General features: G+C 63.5%; 20 protein-coding genes. 10 read left to right on the top strand and 10 right to left on the bottom strand.

The features are described 5' to 3' along the window. Window positions 1-73 precede the first annotated feature (73 nt). Together H8A92_RS21030 and H8A92_RS21025 are read right to left on the bottom strand one after the other, a co-directional pair. Entirely contained in the window at window positions 74-478 is a 405-nt protein-coding gene (locus tag H8A92_RS21030) for a c-type cytochrome (RefSeq protein WP_229197510.1), read from the bottom strand. Window positions 479-618: 140 nt separating this feature from the next. Next, window positions 619-1,182, bottom strand: coding sequence for a hemerythrin domain-containing protein (locus H8A92_RS21025; protein ID WP_229197509.1), 564 nt, complete (start codon window positions 1,180-1,182; stop codon window positions 619-621). Window positions 1,183-1,393: 211 nt separating this feature from the next. On the opposite strand from H8A92_RS21025, the gene H8A92_RS21020 reads away from it, so the two are divergent. Beyond that, window positions 1,394-1,726 carry a PRC-barrel domain-containing protein gene (locus H8A92_RS21020; RefSeq protein WP_229197508.1) on the top strand — a complete coding sequence of 111 codons (333 nt, stop codon included), beginning with the start codon at window positions 1,394-1,396 and terminating at the stop codon, window positions 1,724-1,726. Between the two features lie 128 nt (window positions 1,727-1,854). Beyond that, the gene (locus H8A92_RS21015) at window positions 1,855-2,226 is read left to right on the top strand and encodes a VOC family protein (RefSeq protein ID WP_229197507.1); all 372 of its coding nucleotides are present in this window, start codon (window positions 1,855-1,857) and stop codon (window positions 2,224-2,226) included. An 82-nt stretch (window positions 2,227-2,308) separates the two neighbouring features. Here H8A92_RS21015 and H8A92_RS21010 read toward each other — a convergent pair whose 3' ends face one another. The 5 genes from H8A92_RS21010 to H8A92_RS20990 all read right to left on the bottom strand — a co-directional run bounded on the left by H8A92_RS21010 (window position 2,309) and on the right by H8A92_RS20990 (window position 8,388). After that, entirely contained in the window at window positions 2,309-3,106 is a 798-nt protein-coding gene (locus H8A92_RS21010) for a hypothetical protein (protein ID WP_229197506.1), read from the bottom strand. A 101-nt stretch (window positions 3,107-3,207) separates the two neighbouring features. Then, window positions 3,208-6,192 (bottom strand): excinuclease ABC subunit UvrA, encoded by a 2,985-nt coding sequence (uvrA, locus tag H8A92_RS21005; RefSeq protein ID WP_229197505.1) that lies wholly within the window; start codon window positions 6,190-6,192, stop codon window positions 3,208-3,210. 362 nt (window positions 6,193-6,554) lie between these two features. Continuing rightward, window positions 6,555-7,184 carry an outer membrane protein gene (locus H8A92_RS21000; RefSeq protein ID WP_233285548.1) on the bottom strand — a complete coding sequence of 210 codons (630 nt, stop codon included), beginning with the start codon at window positions 7,182-7,184 and terminating at the stop codon, window positions 6,555-6,557. Between the two features lie 85 nt (window positions 7,185-7,269). Next, window positions 7,270-7,629 (bottom strand): hypothetical protein, encoded by a 360-nt coding sequence (locus tag H8A92_RS20995; protein WP_229197504.1) that lies wholly within the window; start codon window positions 7,627-7,629, stop codon window positions 7,270-7,272. Window positions 7,630-7,644: 15 nt separating this feature from the next. Beyond that, window positions 7,645-8,388: an outer membrane protein gene (locus H8A92_RS20990; RefSeq protein ID WP_229197503.1), complete on the bottom strand. Its 744-nt coding sequence runs from the start codon at window positions 8,386-8,388 to the stop codon at window positions 7,645-7,647. A 448-nt stretch (window positions 8,389-8,836) separates the two neighbouring features. Here H8A92_RS20990 and H8A92_RS20985 point away from each other — a divergent pair, with 448 nt between their 5' ends. The 3 genes from H8A92_RS20985 to gyrA all read left to right on the top strand — a co-directional run bounded on the left by H8A92_RS20985 (window position 8,837) and on the right by gyrA (window position 12,916). After that, a complete protein-coding gene (locus H8A92_RS20985) occupies window positions 8,837-9,328 on the top strand; it encodes a single-stranded DNA-binding protein (protein WP_024583984.1) in 492 nt (163 codons plus the stop codon). 250 nt (window positions 9,329-9,578) lie between these two features. Beyond that, complete coding sequence (locus H8A92_RS20980; RefSeq protein WP_229197502.1) at window positions 9,579-9,977, top strand: DUF2306 domain-containing protein; 399 nt, start codon at window positions 9,579-9,581, stop codon at window positions 9,975-9,977. Between the two features lie 212 nt (window positions 9,978-10,189). Beyond that, window positions 10,190-12,916 (top strand): DNA gyrase subunit A, encoded by a 2,727-nt coding sequence (gene gyrA / locus H8A92_RS20975; RefSeq protein ID WP_229197501.1) that lies wholly within the window; start codon window positions 10,190-10,192, stop codon window positions 12,914-12,916. 79 nt (window positions 12,917-12,995) lie between these two features. Here the strand turns inward: gyrA and H8A92_RS20970 are convergent, their stop codons facing one another. Beyond that, window positions 12,996-14,894 (bottom strand): potassium transporter Kup, encoded by a 1,899-nt coding sequence (locus tag H8A92_RS20970; RefSeq protein WP_420831347.1) that lies wholly within the window; start codon window positions 14,892-14,894, stop codon window positions 12,996-12,998. A 311-nt stretch (window positions 14,895-15,205) separates the two neighbouring features. Further along, window positions 15,206-15,463 carry a hypothetical protein gene (locus H8A92_RS20965; RefSeq protein WP_229197500.1) on the bottom strand — a complete coding sequence of 86 codons (258 nt, stop codon included), beginning with the start codon at window positions 15,461-15,463 and terminating at the stop codon, window positions 15,206-15,208. Window positions 15,464-15,730: 267 nt separating this feature from the next. Here H8A92_RS20965 and coaD point away from each other — a divergent pair, with 267 nt between their 5' ends. From coaD to queA, 5 genes are all read left to right on the top strand, one after another. Then, window positions 15,731-16,228, top strand: coding sequence for a pantetheine-phosphate adenylyltransferase (gene coaD / locus H8A92_RS20960; protein ID WP_050400493.1), 498 nt, complete (start codon window positions 15,731-15,733; stop codon window positions 16,226-16,228). Between the two features lie 48 nt (window positions 16,229-16,276). Beyond that, window positions 16,277-16,840 carry a peptidylprolyl isomerase gene (locus H8A92_RS20955; protein WP_229184909.1) on the top strand — a complete coding sequence of 188 codons (564 nt, stop codon included), beginning with the start codon at window positions 16,277-16,279 and terminating at the stop codon, window positions 16,838-16,840. A gap of 5 nt (window positions 16,841-16,845) precedes the next feature. Further along, on the top strand, window positions 16,846-17,286 hold the full coding sequence (locus tag H8A92_RS20950; protein WP_229197499.1) for a TonB C-terminal domain-containing protein: 441 nt from the start codon (window positions 16,846-16,848) through the stop codon (window positions 17,284-17,286). Beyond that, the gene (locus tag H8A92_RS20945; RefSeq protein ID WP_021081268.1) at window positions 17,262-17,726 is read left to right on the top strand and encodes a peptidylprolyl isomerase; all 465 of its coding nucleotides are present in this window, start codon (window positions 17,262-17,264) and stop codon (window positions 17,724-17,726) included. The genes H8A92_RS20950 and H8A92_RS20945 overlap by 25 nt, the downstream gene beginning before the upstream one ends. Before the next feature lie 73 nt (window positions 17,727-17,799). Next, a complete protein-coding gene (queA, locus tag H8A92_RS20940) occupies window positions 17,800-18,876 on the top strand; it encodes a tRNA preQ1(34) S-adenosylmethionine ribosyltransferase-isomerase QueA (protein ID WP_229197498.1) in 1,077 nt (358 codons plus the stop codon). A gap of 150 nt (window positions 18,877-19,026) precedes the next feature. Here the strand turns inward: queA and H8A92_RS20935 are convergent, their stop codons facing one another. Continuing rightward, window positions 19,027-20,064, bottom strand: a complete 1,038-nt coding sequence (locus tag H8A92_RS20935; protein ID WP_229197497.1) for an aspartate-semialdehyde dehydrogenase — start codon at window positions 20,062-20,064, stop codon at window positions 19,027-19,029. Window positions 20,065-20,323: the final 259 nt, after the last annotated feature.

The following is a 20,323-nucleotide window of genomic DNA, read 5'->3' as shown; positions in this document are numbered from 1 at the left end:
TCTCATCACGCTCTAGCCCGGATATCGCTTCGCGCATCCGGGCGAGTTGCCGATCGCCTCCCGATATCGAGGCTCACTGCTTGGTTTGCAGATAGGCGATCACGTCGGCGCGGTCGCGGGCGTCGCCGAGCCCCTTGAAGAACATCTTCACGCCGTGAACGTCGCCGCGGGGGTCGGCGAGATAGGAATCCAGCGCTGCGATGTCCCAAGGCGTCTTGTTGCCGCGCATCGCCTCTGAATAGTCGAACCCCTGGACCGACGCCGGCTGGCGGCCGACGACGTGCCAAAGGCTCGGGCCGATCTTGTTGACGCCGACGTCCAGTGAATGGCAGTTCTGGCAGGTCCGCTGGAAGATTGCCTGGCCCGCAATCGGATCGCCATCGAGCGCCCAGGCCGGCGCAGCCGAAGTCGCGAGCAGGGCGGTGGCGAGGGTCATGTTGCCGACGGCGCAGGCCACGGCAAATTTCGTCTCCATCATGAATTTCTCCGGAAACAGTTTGGATTGCAATTGGTGGGATGTCGGGTCGATCTGATCTGTTGGTTCGAGCATGATCTCCGCACAAACGCGTTCCGCGTTGCCGCGAGGGAAAGCCGGTTTCCACTTTTCCGGGTCACGCTCTAATGCCGCTCGGCTTCAGCCTCCTTCTCCAGTTCCATGATGTGGGCGCGCAGCACGTCGAATCGCGCCTCGGTCGCATCGCTGAACAACGGGTCCTTGTGCGGGGAGAGGGTCGAGGCGATGTCGGCCCAATCCTGCGGCGTCAATGCCTTGACCGCGGCGGGGAAGAAATCGCGGTCTTCCATCATGATGTGCCGCCGCTCGTGCGCCAGGAAATCGCGGATGACGGCGTCCACGTTTTCGCGCGGTATCTCGGCGCCCGCGCGCACATTGGCGACGGCATGGGCGACGAAGTGCAGACGATCGGAGCCCTTCTGATGCTCGCGCGCGAGATCGCCCATCTTCGCGGCGGTCGCCGGATCGCGATGCGCGAGCTTTGCGAAGATCAGATCTTCCTGACGGTGATGATAGAGCTCGGTATAGACCTCGAAATAGGCGATGATGCTGCCGATCACTTCGTAATCCGGACGGCCGGCGTGATCGAAAATATCCAGCTCATGCTCGAGAACGGTGAGCAGCCGCTCGATGTTGCGGTGTTCCCGGGACAGCATGTCGATGATCATGGCACTGATCCACGCAAAAGGCTGCGCAAACCAATAGACGAAAAGACCGTCGCCAACTTTGCGCTGGATCAAAACCACGCCGGATGGGTGTGACGGTCCAACGCCATGGGAGATTATTGCGCGCGCTCGCGCGCCCCATTGGCCGATCAAGGTATTGGGCGTATGATACCGCCCGAACAAGGGAAAACAGGGAGAAAACAGGGAGGATGCCATGCATCATACCTTGGTGCCCAGTGACCGCGTCGAGCACGTCTGCGTCTTCGGGCGCGATGGTGCGAAGCTCGGTTCGATCGAGCGGCTGATGCTCGACAAGGTGAGCGGAACGGTGGCCTACGCCATCATCAAGACTGGCGGCGTGCTAAGCAGTCACCACCACTATCCCATCAGATGGACCGCGCTCCACTTCGATCCCAACCGGCAGGCCTTCGAGGCCGAAGTGACGCTGGAGGATTTGCGCACGGGGCCGTCGGAGTTCGACGGCGACGAATTCGACTGGGGCGACCGCTCCCGGTCGTATACGCACCCGAATTATTGGGCGGTGTAGCTCGGAGAGGGGGCGGCGTCGTAGCCTGCATGAGCGAAGCGACATGCGGGGGCGCTGAAGCTGTCCGGCCGATAAACCCGCATATCGCTTCGCTCATCCGGGCTATCTACTGAGTCAAAATCAGGCACATGACCCAATACAAACCCGTCGGCTGGCCTTCCGTCATCCCGAGGATTGTCACGCCCGACCTCATCGGGCTGGTCGGATTCCTGCGAGATGTTTTCGCTGCGCAAGGCGAAGTCCGGTCCGGCGCGCCCACGGAAATCCGGATCGGAGACTCGATCATCCTGATCAGCGACGGCGGAGGAGTCCGCGAGGCGATGCCGGCCTTTCTCTACGTCTATGTTCAGAACACCGACGAGACCTACCGACGCGCGGTGGCGGCAGGGGCAGAATCGATCGAGACCCCCGCGGATACGCCTTACTGCGACAGACGAGCGATGGTCCGGGATTCTTGGGCAAACGTCTGGCAGATCGCCACTTACCGCGGCACTCCGTAGGATGGGTGGAGCGAAGCGATACCCATCATTCGTGTCGCGGAATGACTTGATGGGTTTCGCTTCGCTCTACCCATCCTACGCGCTAAGAAGCCCCAAAGGATGCGGCGATTACATCGAACAATTCAATGTTAGCCCGAACTCCCAAAACAAAATCGCTGGCATCTCCTCCTCCTCCGTACAATCGACTTCCGTAGATAAGCTGATCAAACGGTTCATTCCCTCCCAACTCAAATACAAACTTGGGATCGTCCGCGTGGAATATCCGAAATATCAATGGCATTTGGGTACAATACTGACTCCCCGCGAGATCAGCGCCGACTTCGAAGACAAGGCCGCAGTCTAGATTCCGATGCCAGCGGTGACGACGGCGTTCAAATGCTTGCGCCGAGCAAAATTCATCAATGAAGGGAATGACGTCGCGCTTCTTTCCTGTCCAGCCTGTCGTCTGAATTCCAAAACGTTCGCTCTCGTGCTTCTTCTGATTCCTTATGAAGGCTGCTTCGTTCGTGCTGAACTCTGCGTCATGCCCGGTTTTCTTGATATGCTCAAACAAGCATCTGACGAGGGGTGGATAGCGAAATGGAGGCTCGACAAAATCCCTGGTCGCAAAGAGTTCGTCCAAAAATGTAGACCGGTATTTTGGCTCAATACCAAATATCCGCTGGTCTGAAATAACCTTGCCTGCGCACCGCATTGTCTCCAATGCGACTTCATCCCAATATCGATTGAGCAATTCCGCCTGATGTTGACCGCAGAACTCGATCATTCGGTTCTGCCGTGCCCTGTGGACCAGAAAGCCGCGCGTCTCAAAAGCAAGCTGCGTCGAAACACGACCTGGCCAGTTTGCCAACACCTTCAGAAGAGGGTGATTTTCAATCACAACATCTCACCGCAAAAGCCGAGACGTAGAAGACGAGCGCCATCTTAAATCGGATGGCCACGTCACTGGAAAAACGCGAAAGTCGGGGGCGGTTACGCCCCTCACTCCGCCGCCTCGCTCGCACTGTTCTTCCTCGGCTTGCTGTTCGCCTTCTTCAGCACCGGCGCCAGGAATTTGCCGGTGTAGCTCCTCGGCGCTTTCACGATGTCCTCCGGCGGTCCCCAGGCGACGATCTCTCCGCCGCCGTCGCCGCCTTCGGGGCCGAGATCGATCACCCAGTCGGCGGTCTTGATGACTTCGAGATTATGCTCGATCACCACGACCGTGTTGCCCTGGGCGACCAGCTCGTGCAGCACCTCGAGCAGTTTTGCCACGTCATGGAAGTGCAGGCCGGTGGTCGGCTCGTCCAGGATGTAGAGCGTGCGGCCGGTGGCGCGCTTTGACAGCTCTTTTGCCAATTTGACGCGCTGGGCTTCGCCGCCCGACAGCGTGGTGGCCTGCTGGCCGACATGGATGTAGTCGAGGCCGACGCGATGCAGGGTCTGGAAGGTCTCGCGCACGCGCGGCACCGCCTTGAAGAACTCGGCGGCTTCCTCGACCGTCATGTCGAGCACGTCGGCGATGCTCTTGCCCTTGAACAGCACCTCCAGTGTCTCGCGGTTGTAGCGTTTGCCTTTGCAGGTGTCGCAGGTGACGTAGACGTCGGGCAGGAAGTGCATCTCGATCTTGATGACGCCGTCGCCCTGGCAGGCCTCGCAGCGGCCGCCCTTGACGTTGAAGGAGAAGCGCCCGGGCTCGTAGCCGCGGGCCTTCGCCTCCGGCAGGCCGGCGAACCATTCGCGGATCGGCGTGAAGGCGCCGGTATAGGTCGCGGGGTTGGAGCGCGGCGTGCGGCCGATCGGCGACTGGTCGATGTCGATGATCTTGTCGATGTGCTCGAGGCCCTCGATGCGGTCGTGCGGCGCCGCGCCCTCGCTGGCGTTGTTCAGCTTGCGGGCGATCGACTTGTAGAGCGTGTCGATCAGCAAGGTCGACTTGCCGCCGCCGGAGACGCCGGTCACGCAGGTGAACAGGCCGAGCGGAATTTCGGCCGAGACGTTCTTCAGATTGTTGCCGCGCGCGTTGATGACCTTGATGGTGCGGCGGTGGTTCGGCGGCCGCCGGTCGGGCACCGGCACCGAAAGCTCGCCGGTGAGGTACTTGCCGGTCAGCGACTTCGGATTGCGCATGATCTGGTCGGGCGTGCCTTCGGCGACGATGTGGCCGCCATGCATGCCGGCGCCGGGGCCGATGTCGAGCACGTAATCGGCAAGGCGAATGGCATCCTCGTCATGCTCGACCACGACCACGGTGTTGCCGAGGTCGCGCAGCCGCTTCAGCGTGTCGAGCAGGCGCGCATTGTCGCGCTGGTGCAGGCCGATCGACGGCTCGTCCAGCACGTAGAGCACGCCGGTCAGTCCCGAGCCGATCTGCGAGGCGAGGCGGATGCGCTGGCTCTCGCCGCCGGACAGGGTGCCGGACGAGCGCGACAGCGTCAGGTAATTCAGGCCGACATCGAGCAGGAAGGTCAGACGCTCGCGGATCTCCTTGAGGATGCGCGCGGCGATCTCGTTCTGCTGCGCATTCAGCGCCTCGGGCACCGTCTCGAACCATTCGCCGGCGCGCTTCACCGAGAGCTCCGAGATCTCGCCGATGTGCCTAGCCCCGATCTTGACGCACAGCGCCTCGGGCTTCAGGCGGTAGCCGTGGCAACCTTCGCAGGGCACGTCGGAGAAATACTTGCCGAGCTCCTCGCGCGCCCACTCGCTCTCGGTCTCGCGGTAGCGGCGGTCGATGTTGGTGACGACGCCCTCGAACGGCTTCTTGGTGTCGTAGGAGCGGACGCCGTCCTCATAGGAGAACTTGATCTCGTCGTCGCCGGAGCCGTGCAGCAGCGCGTTCTGGACCTTCTTGGTCAGGTCCTTCCACTTGGTGTCGAGCGTGAACTTGTAGTGCTTGCCGAGCGCGGTCAGGGTCTGGATGTAATAGGGCGAGGACGACTTCGCCCACGGCGCGATCGCGCCCTTGCGCAGGGTCAGCTCCTTGTCGGGGATGACCAGGTCCTCGTCGATATGCTGCTCGACGCCGAGGCCGCCGCAGGCCGGGCAGGCGCCATACGGATTGTTGAAGGAAAAGAGTCTGGGCTCGATCTCGGGGATGGTGAAGCCGGAGACCGGGCAGGCGAACTTCTCGGAGAACAGGATGCGCTCGGGGCCGCTCTTGTCGTGGATTTTTGCGGTCTTCTTCTTGTCTTCTTTCTTCTCGTCCTGCGCCGCCACCGGCGCGTCGGCGTATTCGATCACCGCGAGGCCCTCGGCGAGCTTCAGCGCGGTCTCGAAACTTTCCGCGAGGCGCTGGGCAAGGTCGGGGCGCACCACGATGCGGTCGACCACGACGTCGATGTCGTGCGGGAATTTCTTGTCGAGCGCGGGCGCTTCCGACAGCTCGTAGAAGGTGCCGTCGATCTTGACGCGCTGAAAGCCCTTCTTGAGGTACTCGGCGAGCTCCTTCTTGTACTCGCCCTTGCGGCCGCGCACGACGGGCGCCAGCAGATACAGTCGCGTGCCTTCCGGCAGCGCCAGCACGCGGTCGACCATCTGCGAGACGATCTGGCTCTCGATCGGCAGGCCGGTGGCGGGCGAATAGGGCACGCCGACGCGGGCCCACAACAGGCGCATGTAGTCGTAGATCTCGGTGACGGTGCCGACGGTGGAGCGCGGGTTCTTCGACGTGGTCTTCTGCTCGATCGAGATCGCCGGCGACAGGCCGTCGATCTGGTCGACGTCGGGCTTCTGCATCATCTCCAAGAATTGCCGCGCATAGGCCGACAGCGACTCGACGTAGCGGCGCTGGCCCTCGGCGTAGATGGTGTCGAATGCGAGCGACGATTTGCCGGAGCCGGACAGGCCGGTGAACACCACGAGCTTGTCGCGCGGAATCTCGACGTCGATGTTCTTCAGATTGTGTTCGCGCGCGCCGCGGATCGTGATGGCGCGCGATGAGGAGCCGGCGTTCTGTTGGCGCTTCGCCTTGAGCACTTCATCCATTGCGACAGTTCCGGGCGCATGATCGGGCGCCTTTTGGGCGCGCATCGCCGGTGATGCCGGGACCTTGCGCCGATGGGTGTGAAGACTGGAACGTAGGAAGAACGGTCGACAATTTCCAGTGCTGAGTCGGGTCCATCAACGGATAGTTTGCCTGATGGCAGCAGCCGTCAGCAGGACCGGTTCCGCTGGAGGCTTTTCCCGTCCCGACGGAGTCGGAACAGGGCTCCGGGTTCTTGTTCTGGCGGATTTCTGTAACGCGAACCGGGATCCGCTTCGCTCGAAAACGGCTCTCACGCAAAAAGGCCGGCGCGAGGCCGGCCTTTCCGAGCGATCCGAACTTCTCGGATCAGCTTGGTACTTGCTCAGTACTTGGCGACGATCGGGCCGCCGAAGTGATAGTTCACGCCGAACTGCACGCTGTGCAGGTTGAGGTCGCCGGTGGGCACACCGAAATAGCTCTCGCCGCCGAGGCTGCGATACAGGTACTCACCCTTGATCGACCACTGCGGGGCGATGAACGCCTCGATGCCGGCGCCGACGGTCCAGCCGGAGTGGAAGTTGCTCTGCGAGGCGGTCACGCCGAGCGCGGTGACGCTGATCTTGTTGTCGATCCAGGCATAGCCGCCGGTGCCGTAGAACAGCACCTTGTCGACGGCGAAGCCGATGCGGCCGCGCACGGTGCCGAGTGCATCGGTCTTGCTCTTCACGGTGATGCCGAGCGCGCTGGCCGACGCATCGACGTCAGCCCAGCCGCCGTCGGCCTCGATGCCGTACACGATGTTGGCGGACTGCCAGTTGTAGCCGATGGTGCCGCCGGCGAAGCCGCCTTCCATCTTCGGACTACCGGAGTTCTCGCTGGCGTAGCCGCCGAAGCCGCCGATGTAGAAGCCGGTCCAGTTGTAGATCGCGGCCAGCGGCGGAGCCTTCACGTAGGGGGCGCGAGCCGCCATATCAGCGGCGTTGGCAGGTGCAAAAGCGCTCAGTGCAAACATGCCGGCCGATGCCAGCAAAACATTCCTGATTTTCAAAGACCCAGTCCCATTTTCTTGTTGTCCCCTCAAAACATTGAAGGGAGCGTCACAGCAGTGTCGCGTGACGATCCTGTGTTTCTACATAGAAATCTTGGAGGTTGTGTATCCGTGAAACCACAATGCACGGAAAACGGCTGTAGCGCGCATGCGCAGCGAAGAGCCGGCGCAAGGCGCGCTCCGGTATTTCGATGCGACGGAGCGGTGCGTGAGCGGCAGCCGCCTCAGTAATTTGCGGCGAATATTCATTCGACGCCGGTGCAGCTCCCGTGCGCGTCGCCGGCTGCGGCGGAGGTAGGCGAGAGCCGGCATTGTAGCGACGCAGGATGTCGCCGACCGCGGCGCCGCCGCTCGCGGGCGACCCACAAACAAAAAGGCCGGCGCGAGGCCGGCCTTTCGTCTGGATCAAATCCGGGTCGCGCGATCAGTAGCGCGCAACGGCCGGGCCGCCCCACTTGTAGTTCACGCGGACGGTGACGAGGTCGACGTCCTGGCGATCACGGACGCTGCTGAACAGCGCGCCGGTCGGGGTGGTGAGGTTGTAGGTCTTGTCCTGCATGAACAGGTGATCGTATTCGACGCCTGCGGTCCAGTTCGGCGCGAAGCCGACTTCGATGCCGGCGCCGATGGTGCCACCCCAGCGGGTGTCGCTGGCGCGGCCGGCGAGCGCGCCGGTCGGCGTGAAGTAGGTGCTGAAGCGGTTGTCGGTCAGCGCCGCACCGCCCTTGGCGTAGAGCAGCACGTTGTTGACGGCGTAGCCGATCTGGCCGGTGAACAGGCCGAAGGCGTCGATCTTGGTCTGGTTGGTGAACAGGGCCGGGAAGATCGCGCTGTTGTTGCTGCCCTTCAGGTCGGCCCAGTCGCCCTGCGCTTCGAGGCCGAACACCCAGGTGCCCGCCTGCCAACGGTAGCCGATCTGGCCGCCGGCGACGCCGCCGGTCGCATCATGGCAACCATCCGATCCGATGAAGATGCCGCCCGGGACCTGGTCCCAGCAATTGTGGCTCGAGCCCCAGCCGCCGTTGGCGCCGATGTAGAAGCCGCTCCAGTCATAGACGGCAGCGATCATCGGCGGCGCCTTGGTGTAGGGGCGCGCAGCGAGGTCAGCGGCGGCGGCAGGCGCAGCAAACGCGAACAGAGCAACCGTTCCGAGCAAAAACTTCTTCATTTCAAACTCCCCAGCTTCCCGATCGGCTTCCAAAAGGGTCCCGAAGCCGAACTCAGACGCGAGCGCCCGCCTGATGGTTGGTAGCTATACGCTGATTCAACCGGAAAGGCCGTCTCCCAAAAGCCACACTCAGGGAAGAAGTGCGGCGAGAATAAGATGCTGATTTATATACTTATTTTCTAAAGTGCCGAAGCCGCTCAGCGGCCTGAGCCGAAATCGGCTGTCGCTCCATTGCTCGCGCCCGCTTCTACGGTTGGTTGTGGCGAACAAAACTGGAACATTCCCGGCCGGAATGCTATATCTGATTATCGTGGATAACCGCGCGAGGACCAAGGCGGCGAGCCGGCACCGGCGTATAGGGTCATCCACGACGCCTGCAATGTAAGTGGCGAAGGTTGAGAGCGGCGGCCGATGTCCGGACGCCCGGTTTTTGAGTGGAGATGATGCGATGGCAGGAAGCGTGAACAAGGTGATCCTGGTTGGAAACCTCGGCAAGGATCCGGAAATCCGGCGGACCCAGGACGGCCGTCCGATTGCAAATCTTTCCATCGCCACCTCGGAAACCTGGCGCGACAAGGGCACCGGCGAGCGCAAGGAGAAGACCGAGTGGCACCGCGTCGTGATCTTCAACGAGGGGCTCTGCAAGGTCGCCGAGCAGTATCTGAAGAAGGGCGCCAAGGTGTACATCGAGGGTCAGTTGCAGACCCGCAAATGGACCGACCAGAGCGGCGTCGAGAAGTACTCGACCGAAGTCGTGCTGCAGGGCTTCAACTCCAACCTCACCATGCTCGACGGGCGGAGCGGTGGAGGCGGCAGCTTCTCTGATGATGGCGGCAGCGATTTCGGCTCGTCCGGACCGGTCAGCTCGGCACCGCGCCGCGCAGTTGCCGCCGGCGGCGGCAGCCGCAACAGCGACATGGACGACGACATCCCGTTCTGAGCGCGCCCCTCGAACATTACGTCGGCCGCCGCCCCGTGAAGATCATTTCCCGGGACGGTGGCTCTACGCGTCATGGCAATTTCCTCATGTGAATTGTGAGGATAACTTCCCAACTATCTGGAGTGTTTTCCGTCGCTGACGGTGAACAGCGCGAGTTCCCGGGACTTTGACACAGGTCGATGTAAATGATATTTACATTGGCCCGCGGCAAGCGCTGTCCGGCCGCGCGCTTCACTCGAGGGCCGCCTCCATGAGCCTCGCGCCGTTGCTCGACGCCGCGCCTGCGGTCCCGCTCCATGCCTTTGCCGCAATGGCCGCCTTCGTGCTCGGCTGCATTCAGCTCGCCGCGCCCAAGGGCACGCTGCCGCATCGGACGCTGGGCTGGATCTGGGTGATCCTGATGCTGGTCGTCGCCGCGAGCTCGTTCTGGATCCACCAGATCCGCCTGGTGGGGCCGTGGAGCCCGATCCATCTGCTGTCGATCTTCTCGCTGGTCATGCTGGTGCTCGGCGTGACGGCTGCCCGGAGCCACAACGTCCGCAGCCACAAGTTCACGATGATCGGCATCTTCTTCGGCGCGCTGGTCATCGCCGGACTGTTCACCTTCATGCCCGGACGGATCATGCACGCCGTGATTTTCGGCCACTGAAAGTGCGAATGCGGCTGCTGCGAGGCCGGTTCCAGCTGGCCTTTGCCGTCAGGCAATCGCGGCCCGGAGCGGACCGTCCGGGAACCTGCAGTGTCGCCAGTAAGTGCATGAAAAAACGAAGGGAAAAACGGCTTGCGGGAGCCGCCGAAGGGTGGTTATCAGACCCTCGATGGGCTATATGATTCCCCAGTAAAACTGACCGGATTTCCCCTTTGTCCGAACCCGAAGACGACAAGCCCGGCGAGCCGCCGGTGCCCTCAGATATTCGTCCCGTTTCCATCCTCGACGAGATGAAGAAGTCCTACCTCGATTACGCGATGAGCGTGATCGTGTCGCGTGCGCTGCCCGATGCCCGCGACGGGCTGAAGCCGGTGCATCGGCGCATTCTCTACTCGATGCACGAGCAGGGACACACCCCGGACAAGAAGTACGTGAAGTCCGCGCGCGTCGTCGGCGACGTGATCGGTAAATATCACCCGCATGGCGACCAGTCGATTTACGACGCGATGGTCCGCATGGCGCAGGATTTCTCGCTGCGGGTGCCGCTGATCGACGGCCAGGGCAATTTCGGTTCGGTCGACGGCGATCCGCCGGCGGCCTATCGATACACCGAGGCGAGGCTGACCAAGGCGGCGCTGGCGGTTCTCGCCGATATCGACATGGAGACCGTCGATTTCCAGCCGAACTACGACAACTCGGAGAAAGAGCCGTCGGTTCTGCCGGCCCGGTTCCCGAACCTGCTGGTCAATGGCGCCGGCGGCATCGCCGTCGGCATGGCGACCAACATCCCGCCGCACAATCTCGGCGAGGTCGTCGACGCCTGCGTGGCGCTGATCGACAATCCGGCGCTCACGATCGACGAACTGATCGACATCATTCCCGGACCTGACTTCCCGACCGGCGGCGTCATCCTCGGCCGCCAGGGCATCCGCTCGGCCTACCATCTCGGCCGCGGCTCGATCGTGATGCGCGGCAAGGTCGCGATCGACACCATCCGCAAGGATCGCGAAGCCATCATCATCACCGAAATTCCCTATCAGGTGAACAAGGCGACGATGGTCGAGCGTATCGCCGACCTCGTGAAAGAGAAGAAGATCGAGGGCATCGGCGATCTCCGCGACGAGTCCGACCGCGACGGCTATCGCGTCGTCATCGAACTGAAGCGCGAAGCGGTGCCCGATGTGGTGCTCAACCAGCTCTACCGGTTCACGCCGCTGCAGACCAATTTCCCGGCCAACATGCTGGCTCTGGATTCCGGTCGTCCGCAGACGATGAATCTGAAGGACCTGCTCACCATCTTCGTCGCGTTCCGCGAGCAGGTGGTGACCCGGCGGACCAAGTTCCTGCTCGGCAAGGCCCGCGATCGCGCCCATATCCTGGTCGGCCTTGCGATCGCCGTCGCCAACATCGATGAGATGATCCGTGTCATCCGAACCTCGCCCGATCCGAACACCGCGCGTGAGTCGCTGATGTCGCGCGACTGGCCGGCGCGCGACGTCGAGGCCATGATCACGCTGATCGACGATCCCCGGCATCGCATCAACGACGACGGCACGCTGCGGCTGTCGATGGAGCAGGCCAGGGCCATCCTCGACCTCCGCCTGCAACGCCTGACCGCGCTCGGGCGCGACGAGATTTCCGAGGAGCTCGACAAGCTCGCGGCTGAGATCGCCGACTACCTCGACATCCTGCGCTCGCGCGCCCGCGTGCAGGGCATCGTCAAGACCGAGCTCGCCGAGGTGAAGGAGCAGTTCGCTACGCCGCGCAAGACCGTGATCATCGAGCAGGAAGGCGAGGTCGAGGACGAGGACCTGATCCAGCGCGAGGACATGGTCGTGACGGTGTCGCATGCGGGCTACGTCAAGCGCGTGCCGCTGTCGACCTACCGGGCACAGCGCCGCGGCGGCAAGGGCCGCGCCGGCATGCAGACCCGCGACGAGGATTTCGTCTCGCGCCTGTTCGTGGCGTCCACGCACACGCCGGTGCTGTTCTTCTCGTCGCGCGGCCAGGTCTACAAGGAGAAGGTCTGGCGGCTGCCGATGGCCGCGCCAAACGCGCGCGGCAAGGCGCTGATCAACATCCTGCCGCTGGAGCAGGGCGAACGCATCACCACGATCATGCCGCTGCCGGAGGATGAATCCTCCTGGGCCAATCTCGACGTGATGTTCGCGACAACAGGCGGCACGGTTCGCCGCAACAAGCTGTCGGATTTCGTCGACGTCCGCCGCTCCGGCATCATCGCCATGAAGCTCGGCGAGGGCGAGGCGATCGTCGACGTGCAGATCTGCACCGAGCGTGACGACGTGCTGCTGACCGCCGCCGGCGGCCAGTGCATCCGCTTCCCGGTCACCGATGTGCGCGTCTTCACCGGCCGCACCTCGATGGGCGTGCGCGGCATTGCGCTCCCCGAGGCCGACAAGCTGATCTCGCTGGCGATCCTGCGCCACGTCGAGACCACCTCGGACGAGCGCTCGGCCTATTTGAAGATGCGCCGCGCGGTGGCCGGCGAGACCACGGCCGAGGAACCGGTCGAGGCCGAGGGCGAGGAGACCGCGAACGCGATCCAGCTGTCGCAGGAGCGCTATGCCGAGCTGTCGGCGGCCGAGCAGGTGGTACTCACCGTCTCGGTCAACGGCTACGGCAAGCGGACCTCGTCCTACGAGTACCGCACCACCGGCCGCGGCGGTAAGGGCATCGTTGCGATGAGCGTCAACAACCGCAACGGCAATCTGGTGGCGTCGTTCCCGGTCGAGGACGCCGACCAGATCATGCTGGTCACCGACAAGGGACAGCTGATCCGCTGCCCGGTGGCCGACATCCGCGTCGCCGGCCGCTCGACCCAGGGCGTGATCGTGTTCGATACCGCCGAGGACGAGCACGTGGTCTCGGTCGAGCACATTCCGGAAGAGGAAAACGGCGAGAACGGCAACGGCGGCTAGCGCGCCGTTTCGGAGAAATCCGTAGAAATCCGTAGCCCGGATGCCGTGAAGCGAAATCCGGGCTACGCAGATACTGCGATCAGATCTCGATCTCCGTACCGAACTCCACCACCTGACCGGTCGGCACGCCGAAGAAGGCCGCGGACCGTTCGGCGTTGCGTTGCAGGAAGGCGAACAGCGATTCCCGCCACACCCACATGCCCGGAACGTCCTCCCGCGGGATGATGGTTTCGCGGCCGATATAATAGGTCACGTCGGAGAGATCGATGCCGGGCAGCTTGCTCTGCTGGCAGGCGAGCTTCAGGCCCTCATAGATGGTTGGATATTGCATGAAGCCGTAGTGCAGGATGATGCGGGTGATGCCCGGGCTGATCTCGATCACGTCGGCGCGCTCTTCGTCCGAAATCCTGGGCCGCTCCTCGATCTGCACGGTGACCAGCAGCACGCGCTGATGCAGCACGTGATTGTGCTTGACGAACTGGGTCAGCGCGAGCGGCACCCCGTTGGGGGCTGAGGCCAGGAACACGGCGGTGCCGGGCAGGCGCGCGCTGCACTTGTTGACCGCGGTCTCGATCAGATCCTCTTCCGGTTGGCGCAGCTTGGCGCGCGCCTTTTCGACCAGCTTCACGCCGCTGCGCCAGGTCAGCATCAGGAACGCCACCGCGGCCGCGAGCAGCAGCGGGAACCAGCCGCCTTCGAACAGCTTCTCGGTATTCGCCGCGAAGAAGATCGCATCGATGATGAAGAAGAAGCCGTTCACCGCGAGCACGACGATCGGCGGATAGCCCCACTGGATCGCGACCAGCGCGGCGAGCAGCGTGGTGATCGCCATCAGCAGCGACACGGCGATGCCGTAGGCGCCGGCGAGGGCGTCCGAGGTGCCGAAGGCGAGCACGGCGCCGAGCGTTGCCGCCGCGAGCAGCCAGTTCACCAGCGGCACATAGATCTGCCCGATCGCGTCGCTCGTGGTGTGCTCGATGTGCATGCGCGGCAGGAAGCCGAGCTGGATCGATTGTTGGGTCAGCGAGAACACGCCGGAGATGATGGCCTGCGAAGCGATCACGGTGGCAACGGTCGCGAGCAGGACGAGCGGGTAATGCGCCCAGTCGGGTGCAAGCTGGAAGAACGGGTTGTCGATCGAGTTCGGGTTGTTGATGAGCTCGCCGGCCTGGCCGAAATAGTTCAGCACCAGCGCGGGCAGGCAGATGGCGAACCAGGCGAGTCGGATCGGAAAGCGGCCGAAATGCCCCATGTCGGCATACATCGCCTCACCGCCGGTGACCGCGAGGAATGCGGCGCCGAGGATGGCGAAGCTGACGTGAAAATCCTGATGGATCAGGAAATCGAATGCATAGAACGGGCTCAGTGCGACCAGCACGCCGGGCGCCTTGACGATGCCGTGAATGCCGAGCGCTGCGAGCACGGCGAACCAGAACAGCATCACCGGGCCGAAGATCTTGCCGATGAAGCCCGTGCCCTGCTTCTGCATGAAGAACAGGCCGATCAGGATCACGACGGTGAGTGGCACCACCGCCGGCGTCAGCGAAGGCGCGTCGACCTTGAGGCCTTCGATCGCCGACAGCACGGAAATTGCCGGCGTGATCGCACCGTCGCCATAGAGCAGGGCCGCGCCGATCAGGCCGACGACCAGCAGATGGGCGCGCCAGGTGCCGGGCGCGGCATTGCGCGCCGAGAGCAGCGCCAGCAGGGCGACGATACCGCCTTCACCGCGGTTGTCCGCGCGCAGGATCAGCATCGCGTATTTGACTGAAATGATGAGGATCAGCGCCCACAGGATCAGCGAGACCGTGCCAAGCACCGCACTCTGGCTGAGTGGTCCGCCATGGGCGGCGGCCTTGGCAGCTTCCTTCAGGGCGTAAAGGGGGCTGGTGCCGATGTCGCCATAGACGACGCCGAGGGCACCAAGCGTGACGGCAACCGGAATCGGACTGCTTGGAGGATGGCCGGAAGAAACGATGGCGGGCGTACTGGTCACGGCAATCCCCCGATGGCTTGCGCTCGCCGGGTCATCCGGTCGGGCGCCTTAGACGATAGTCTGCGACGGGACGTCGCAAATTACCATTGGGTTTTGTGTGACGGATTGAGCTTGCACCGAACTGACGGGCCGGTTTCCGCTCCGATCACGGCGGAGTGGCAAGGCGATCGCTTCGGGCTGCTGCGACGGGCGGCCACGTTGCATGGGGTTGTTTTCGATATTTTGGCAACGCCCACGCAAATTGTCGGGATTGGTCGCTGCACCTGGACCAGTGCCGGGTGTCCTCAAATCACCTACGGGGTGCGATCGGCGGTGACGAGGCGGGCTTCGCGAACCCCCGTCTTGTTGCCAGCGCTGCGCAGACAGGACGCTTCGAAATTCGGCCAGGCCTGCTGCGAGCAGTCCTTGCCGACCGGGTGAATGTCGAGACGATCGCTCTTGGCCAGTGGCTGCGGGGTGGAGGCCTCGACCTGCGGCGCAAAGCCCGGCAGAACGGTGAGCGCGGCGGCAATGAACGCGGCAACGGCGATAGCGGAAAGTGCCTTGATCATGACGGTCCCCATGTGATCGGACCCCCCGGGCCCGTCGTTTCGTTGTCCAATGTCTACCGGCCGCAAGTTTCCTGGTGTCTTCGCCACCCCAGGAAATGGTTTCGTCGCGGACCGGCTTTGTTTCGTCCGCCAACGGCCGACGAAACATTCACCCTCGTAGACGCTGGCATCCCAAAACTCGTTCACTGGACCAGGAGGAATTTATTTCGCGCGGTCGCGGGAACCCGGGCGGCTTGCCGGGGAGAGCCGGGCGGGTTAGGAGGGGCCATGTCCCGTATCGCGATCTATCCCGGCTCCTTCGATCCCGTCACCAACGGCCATCTGGACGTGGTGAGACAGGCCGTCTTCCTCTGCGACCGCCTGATCGTCGCCATCGGCGTCCATCCCGGCAAGAAGCCGCTGTTCTCCACCGAGGAGCGGCTGGCCATGGTCCACGAGGTGTTCGGGCCCATCGCCCAGAACGCGGGCTGCGCCTTCGAGAGCGCGACCTATGATAATCTCACGGTTGCCGCAGCCCGTGCGGCCAAGGCCACGCTGATGATTCGCGGCCTGCGCGACGGCACCGATCTCGACTATGAGATGCAGCTCGCCGGCATGAATGAGGCCATGGCGCCCGAAGTGCATACCGTGTTCGTTCCGGCGTCGGTCGCGGTTCGCCCGATCACCGCCACACTGGTGCGCCAAATCGCCCAGATGGGCGGCGACTTCTCTGCATTCGTGCCGTCATCAGTCGCCGCTAGCCTGAAGGCCAAGTTCGCCGGCTGATACCGGCGGCCTGCCACATCCCGAACGTTACAGAGATCCGGAGTTTCCATGATCCGCATTCTTGCATTCGTCGCCGCGCTGCTCTGCGTCGTGCCCGCAGTGGCGCAGCCGCTGCCTGCCAATCTCGACAAGGCCAATGCGATCGTGATCGACACCACCAAGGGCCGCATCGTCATCAAGCTGCGCACCGACATCGCGCCCCAGCACGCCGAGCGCATCAAGCAGTTGGCGCGCGAGGGCTTCTACAACAACGTGCCGTTCCATCGCGTGATGGATGGCTTCATGGCGCAGACCGGCGACGGCCAGAACTTCAACGGCACCGGCGGCTCGAAATACCCGAACCTGAAGCAGGAATTCTCGCAGGTCCCGTTCAAGCGCGGCATCGTCGGCATGGCCCGGCGCGGCGACAGCGTCGACAGCGCCAATTCGCAGTTCTTCATCATGTTCGCCGACGGATCGAGCCTCAACGGCCAGTACACCGTGATCGGCGAGGTGGTGTCGGGCATGGATGTGGTCGACAAGCTGAAGAAGGCGTCTGCGGGCTCGCCGGGCGGCACCGTCACCGATCCCGACAAGATGGTGAAGGTGCAGGTCGCATCCGACATCAAGTGATCTGGATGGCGGCGCGCAGCAAACCACTTGCCTGGTTCGCTGCGCCGCTGATCTGCCTTGCGCTCGCCGTGCCGGCGCGGGCCGAGCCGCCGGAGCAACTCAATACGATCAGGGATGTCGTGCTTGCCGTCCACCGCTGCTGGCGGCCGCCGCCGGCGGACAAGGCCGGCCCGATCGACATTACCGTCATTGTCAGCTTCAACCGCGAGGGCGCGATCCTCGGACATCCCAGGATCAGCTATGAATCGCAGGAGGCGACCGACAATGACCGGATCGCATACCGGGTCGCGGTGATGGAGGCGTTGCAACGCTGCACGCCGATGCCATTTACCGAGAGCCTGGGCGGCGCAGTGGCTGGCCGCCCATTCGCGATCCCGTTCAGGAACAAGAAATACCCACCCCGAAGCCAGGAGAAGCGAGCATGGCTGCTACCGAAAATACTCTGATCCTCGAAACCACCCAGGGCCCGGTCACGATCGAGATGCGCCCGGATCTCGCGCCCGGCCACGTCGCGCGGATCAAGGAGCTGGTCCGTGAAGGCTTTTACGACGGCATCGTGTTCCATCGCGTGATCGACGGCTTCATGGCGCAGACCGGCTGCCCGCAGGGCACCGGCATGGGCGGCTCCGGCAAGAAGCTGAAGGCCGAGTTCAACAAGGAGCCGCATGTCCGCGGCACCGCCTCGATGGCCCGCGCCGCCAATCCGGATTCCGGCGACAGCCAGTTCTTCATCTGCTTCGACGACGCCTCCTTCCTCAACGGCCAGTACACGGTCTGGGGCAAGGTCACCGAGGGCATGGAGAACGTCGACAAGATCAAGCGCGGCGAGCCGGTTCAGAACCCGGACAAGATCGTCAAGGCGCGCATGGCCGCCGACGCGGCGTAAGTCGAACACTCCGTCATTCCGGGGCGTCGCGAAAGCGACGACCCCGGACTGACAATGTTGTGGTCATCGCGCCGTGCGCACCGATCTCTTCGACTTCGAGCTGCCGCCCGAAAGCATCGCGCTTCGGCCCGCGAGCCCGCGCGATTCCGCGCGGATGCTGGTGGTGCATTCCGACGGCGTGCTGCGCGACGCCACCATCGCGGACCTGCCGCATTGGCTGGCGCCGGGCGATCAGATCGTCGTCAACGACACCAAGGTGATCGCAGCCCAACTCAAAGGCCGCCGCATCGGGCGCGAGACCGAGCCGAAGATCGAGGCGACCTTGATCAAGCGGCTCGACGGCTCGCGCTGGCAGGCGCTGGTGAAGCCGGCGAAGAAGCTCGCCCCCGGCGACACCATCCGCTTCGGCAACGAAGGCAAGGTCTGCCTGCTCGGCAATCTCGACGCGCAGGTCGAGGCCAAGGGACAGGAGGGCGAGGTGACGCTGTCATTCTCGTTCCACGGTCCGGTGCTCGACCAGGCGATCGCCGATGTCGGTGCCACACCGCTGCCGCCCTACATCGCCTCGAAGCGCACGCCCGACGACCAGGACGTCAGCGACTACCAGACCATGTTTGCCGCCAATGAAGGCGCGGTCGCAGCGCCGACGGCCGGATTGCATTTCACGCCGGCGCTGGAGGCCACACTGAAGAGCCGTGGCGTCGCGCTGCATCGGCTGACGCTGCATGTCGGGGCAGGGACGTTCCTGCCGGTCAAGGTGGACGAAACCTCCGAGCACAAGATGCATGCCGAATGGGGCTGCATCACCGCGGAGACCGCTAACGCATTGAATGCCGCGCGCGCAAAAGGCGGCCGGATCATTGCGATCGGCACCACGTCGCTGCGGCTATTGGAAAGCGCCGCCAATGCCGACGGCACCATCCAGCCGTTTGCGGCGGAGACCTCGATCTTCATTACGCCGGGCTATCGTTTCCGCGCGGTCGATATTCTGCTGACGAATTTCCATTTGCCGCGCTCGACGCTGTTCATGCTGGTCTCGGCCTTCTCCGGCCTCGAGACGATGCAGGCCGCCTACGCGCACGCGATCAGGGACGGCTACCGGTTCTATTCGTACGGCGATGCGTGTTTGTTGTTTCGGGCAGGCGACTGACTCCGCAAACAACGCTCCATCACCGTCACCCTGAGGTGCCGGAGCGTAGCGGAGGCCTCGAAGGGCGACGGCCCGACTTGGGCCGTGCATCCTTCGAGGCTCGCTCTGCTCGCACCTCAGGATGACGGAGTTAGCAACGACGTCTTCATCTCACGCCATCGCGCGCTCGGGCAGCAGCTCGGCGATCTGCACCGCGTTCAGCGCGGCGCCCTTGAGCAGCTGATCGGCGGCGACGAACATCGAGATCGAATGGCCGGAGGGATCGCTGAGATCCTTGCGGATGCGGCCGACCAGCACGTCGTCCTGGCCAGAGGCGTCGATCGGCATCGGGAAGTAGTTCTTGACGCGATCGTCGACGATCTTGACGCCCGGCGCCTGCGCCATGATCGCGCGCACCTGGTCCTCGGTGATCGGCTTCTCGCATTCGAAGGTGATCGCCTCGCAATGCGCGCGCAGCACCGGCACCCGCACGCAGGTGACGCCGACCGCGATCTTCTCGTCCTCGAAGATCTTGTGGGTCTCCTTGATGACCTTGGTCTCCTCGTCGTTGTAGCCGGTTTCCGGATCAACGGCCGTGTTGTGGTTGAACAGGTTGAAGGCGTAGGGGTGCGGCATCACCTTCGGGGTGTAGACCTGTCCGTTGAGATTGGCGCGGGTGGATTCGACGAGTTCGTCCATCGCGGCAGCGCCGGCGCCGCTCGCGGCCTGGTAGGTCGAGATGATCACGCGCTTGATGCGGTTCTTCTGGTGGATCGGCCAAAGCGGCACCAGCGCGGTGATCGCGGCGCAGTTCGGATTGGCGATGATGCCCTTGTGGTCGCGGATACGCCTGGCGTTGATTTCGGGGATCACCAGCGGCACGTTTGGGTCCATGCGGAACGCCGAGGAGTTGTCGACCACGACGGCGCCGGACTTCACCGCAACCGGTGCGAACTTCTTGGAGATGCCGCTGCCGGCCGAGAACAGCGCGATGTCGACGCCCTCGAAGGCGCGCTCGCTCAGCTCTTCGATCACGACCGGCTTGCCGCGGAAGGTGACGGTCTTGCCGGCCGAGCGGGCGCTCGCCAGCGCCTTCAGCTTGCCCACGCGGAAGCCGCGCTTGTCCATGGTGGCGATGAATTCGGCGCCGACTGCACCGGTGACGCCGACAATCGCGACGACGGGATCGTTACTCACTGTGTCCTCCATTCGAGTCTCGGTTGAGCATGATCTGATCGGAAAACCGGTTCCCACTTTTCCGGATCATGCTGTTGTGTTGCAGGCAATAAAAAAGCCCCGGACCTTCATCAGGCGGGGCTTCGGGTAGAGATGATGCGGTTCGACCGACTACGCGCGCACGCCTCCCGAGGCCCCAGAGGGCTTGGTGGTTTTGGTGGTGCGTTTGGTCGCGGTGATCATGGTCGCGACTTATGCGGGACAGATCGGCGTCCGTCAACGGCTTTTGGGC

The sequence above is a fragment of the Bradyrhizobium acaciae genome (assembly GCF_020889785.1).
GTDB classification, from domain to species: domain Bacteria; phylum Pseudomonadota; class Alphaproteobacteria; order Rhizobiales; family Xanthobacteraceae; genus Bradyrhizobium; species Bradyrhizobium acaciae.
This window is presented reverse-complemented; position numbering and strand designations above follow the sequence as displayed.

Excerpts from the sequence above, each read along its gene's own strand:
- H8A92_RS20965 (WP_229197500.1), bottom strand. The coding sequence starts at position 15,463 with ATGATCAAGGCACTTTCCGCTATCGCCGTTGCCGCGTTCATTGCCGCC.
- H8A92_RS20985 (WP_024583984.1), top strand. The coding sequence starts at position 8,837 with ATGGCAGGAAGCGTGAACAAGGTGATCCTGGTTGGAAACCTCGGCAAG.
- H8A92_RS21025 (WP_229197509.1), bottom strand. The coding sequence starts at position 1,182 with ATGATCATCGACATGCTGTCCCGGGAACACCGCAACATCGAGCGGCTG.
- H8A92_RS20990 (WP_229197503.1), bottom strand. The coding sequence starts at position 8,388 with ATGAAGAAGTTTTTGCTCGGAACGGTTGCTCTGTTCGCGTTTGCTGCG.
- H8A92_RS21020 (WP_229197508.1), top strand. The coding sequence starts at position 1,394 with ATGCATCATACCTTGGTGCCCAGTGACCGCGTCGAGCACGTCTGCGTC.
- H8A92_RS20955 (WP_229184909.1), top strand. The coding sequence starts at position 16,277 with ATGATCCGCATTCTTGCATTCGTCGCCGCGCTGCTCTGCGTCGTGCCC.
- H8A92_RS21015 (WP_229197507.1), top strand. The coding sequence starts at position 1,855 with ATGACCCAATACAAACCCGTCGGCTGGCCTTCCGTCATCCCGAGGATT.
- uvrA (WP_229197505.1), bottom strand. The coding sequence starts at position 6,192 with ATGGATGAAGTGCTCAAGGCGAAGCGCCAACAGAACGCCGGCTCCTCA.
- H8A92_RS20945 (WP_021081268.1), top strand. The coding sequence starts at position 17,262 with ATGGCTGCTACCGAAAATACTCTGATCCTCGAAACCACCCAGGGCCCG.
- H8A92_RS21000 (WP_233285548.1), bottom strand. The coding sequence starts at position 7,184 with ATGTTTGCACTGAGCGCTTTTGCACCTGCCAACGCCGCTGATATGGCG.
- coaD (WP_050400493.1), top strand. The coding sequence starts at position 15,731 with ATGTCCCGTATCGCGATCTATCCCGGCTCCTTCGATCCCGTCACCAAC.
- H8A92_RS20980 (WP_229197502.1), top strand. The coding sequence starts at position 9,579 with ATGAGCCTCGCGCCGTTGCTCGACGCCGCGCCTGCGGTCCCGCTCCAT.
- H8A92_RS20935 (WP_229197497.1), bottom strand. The coding sequence starts at position 20,064 with ATGGAGGACACAGTGAGTAACGATCCCGTCGTCGCGATTGTCGGCGTC.
- H8A92_RS20950 (WP_229197499.1), top strand. The coding sequence starts at position 16,846 with ATGGCGGCGCGCAGCAAACCACTTGCCTGGTTCGCTGCGCCGCTGATC.
- H8A92_RS21030 (WP_229197510.1), bottom strand. The coding sequence starts at position 478 with ATGATGGAGACGAAATTTGCCGTGGCCTGCGCCGTCGGCAACATGACC.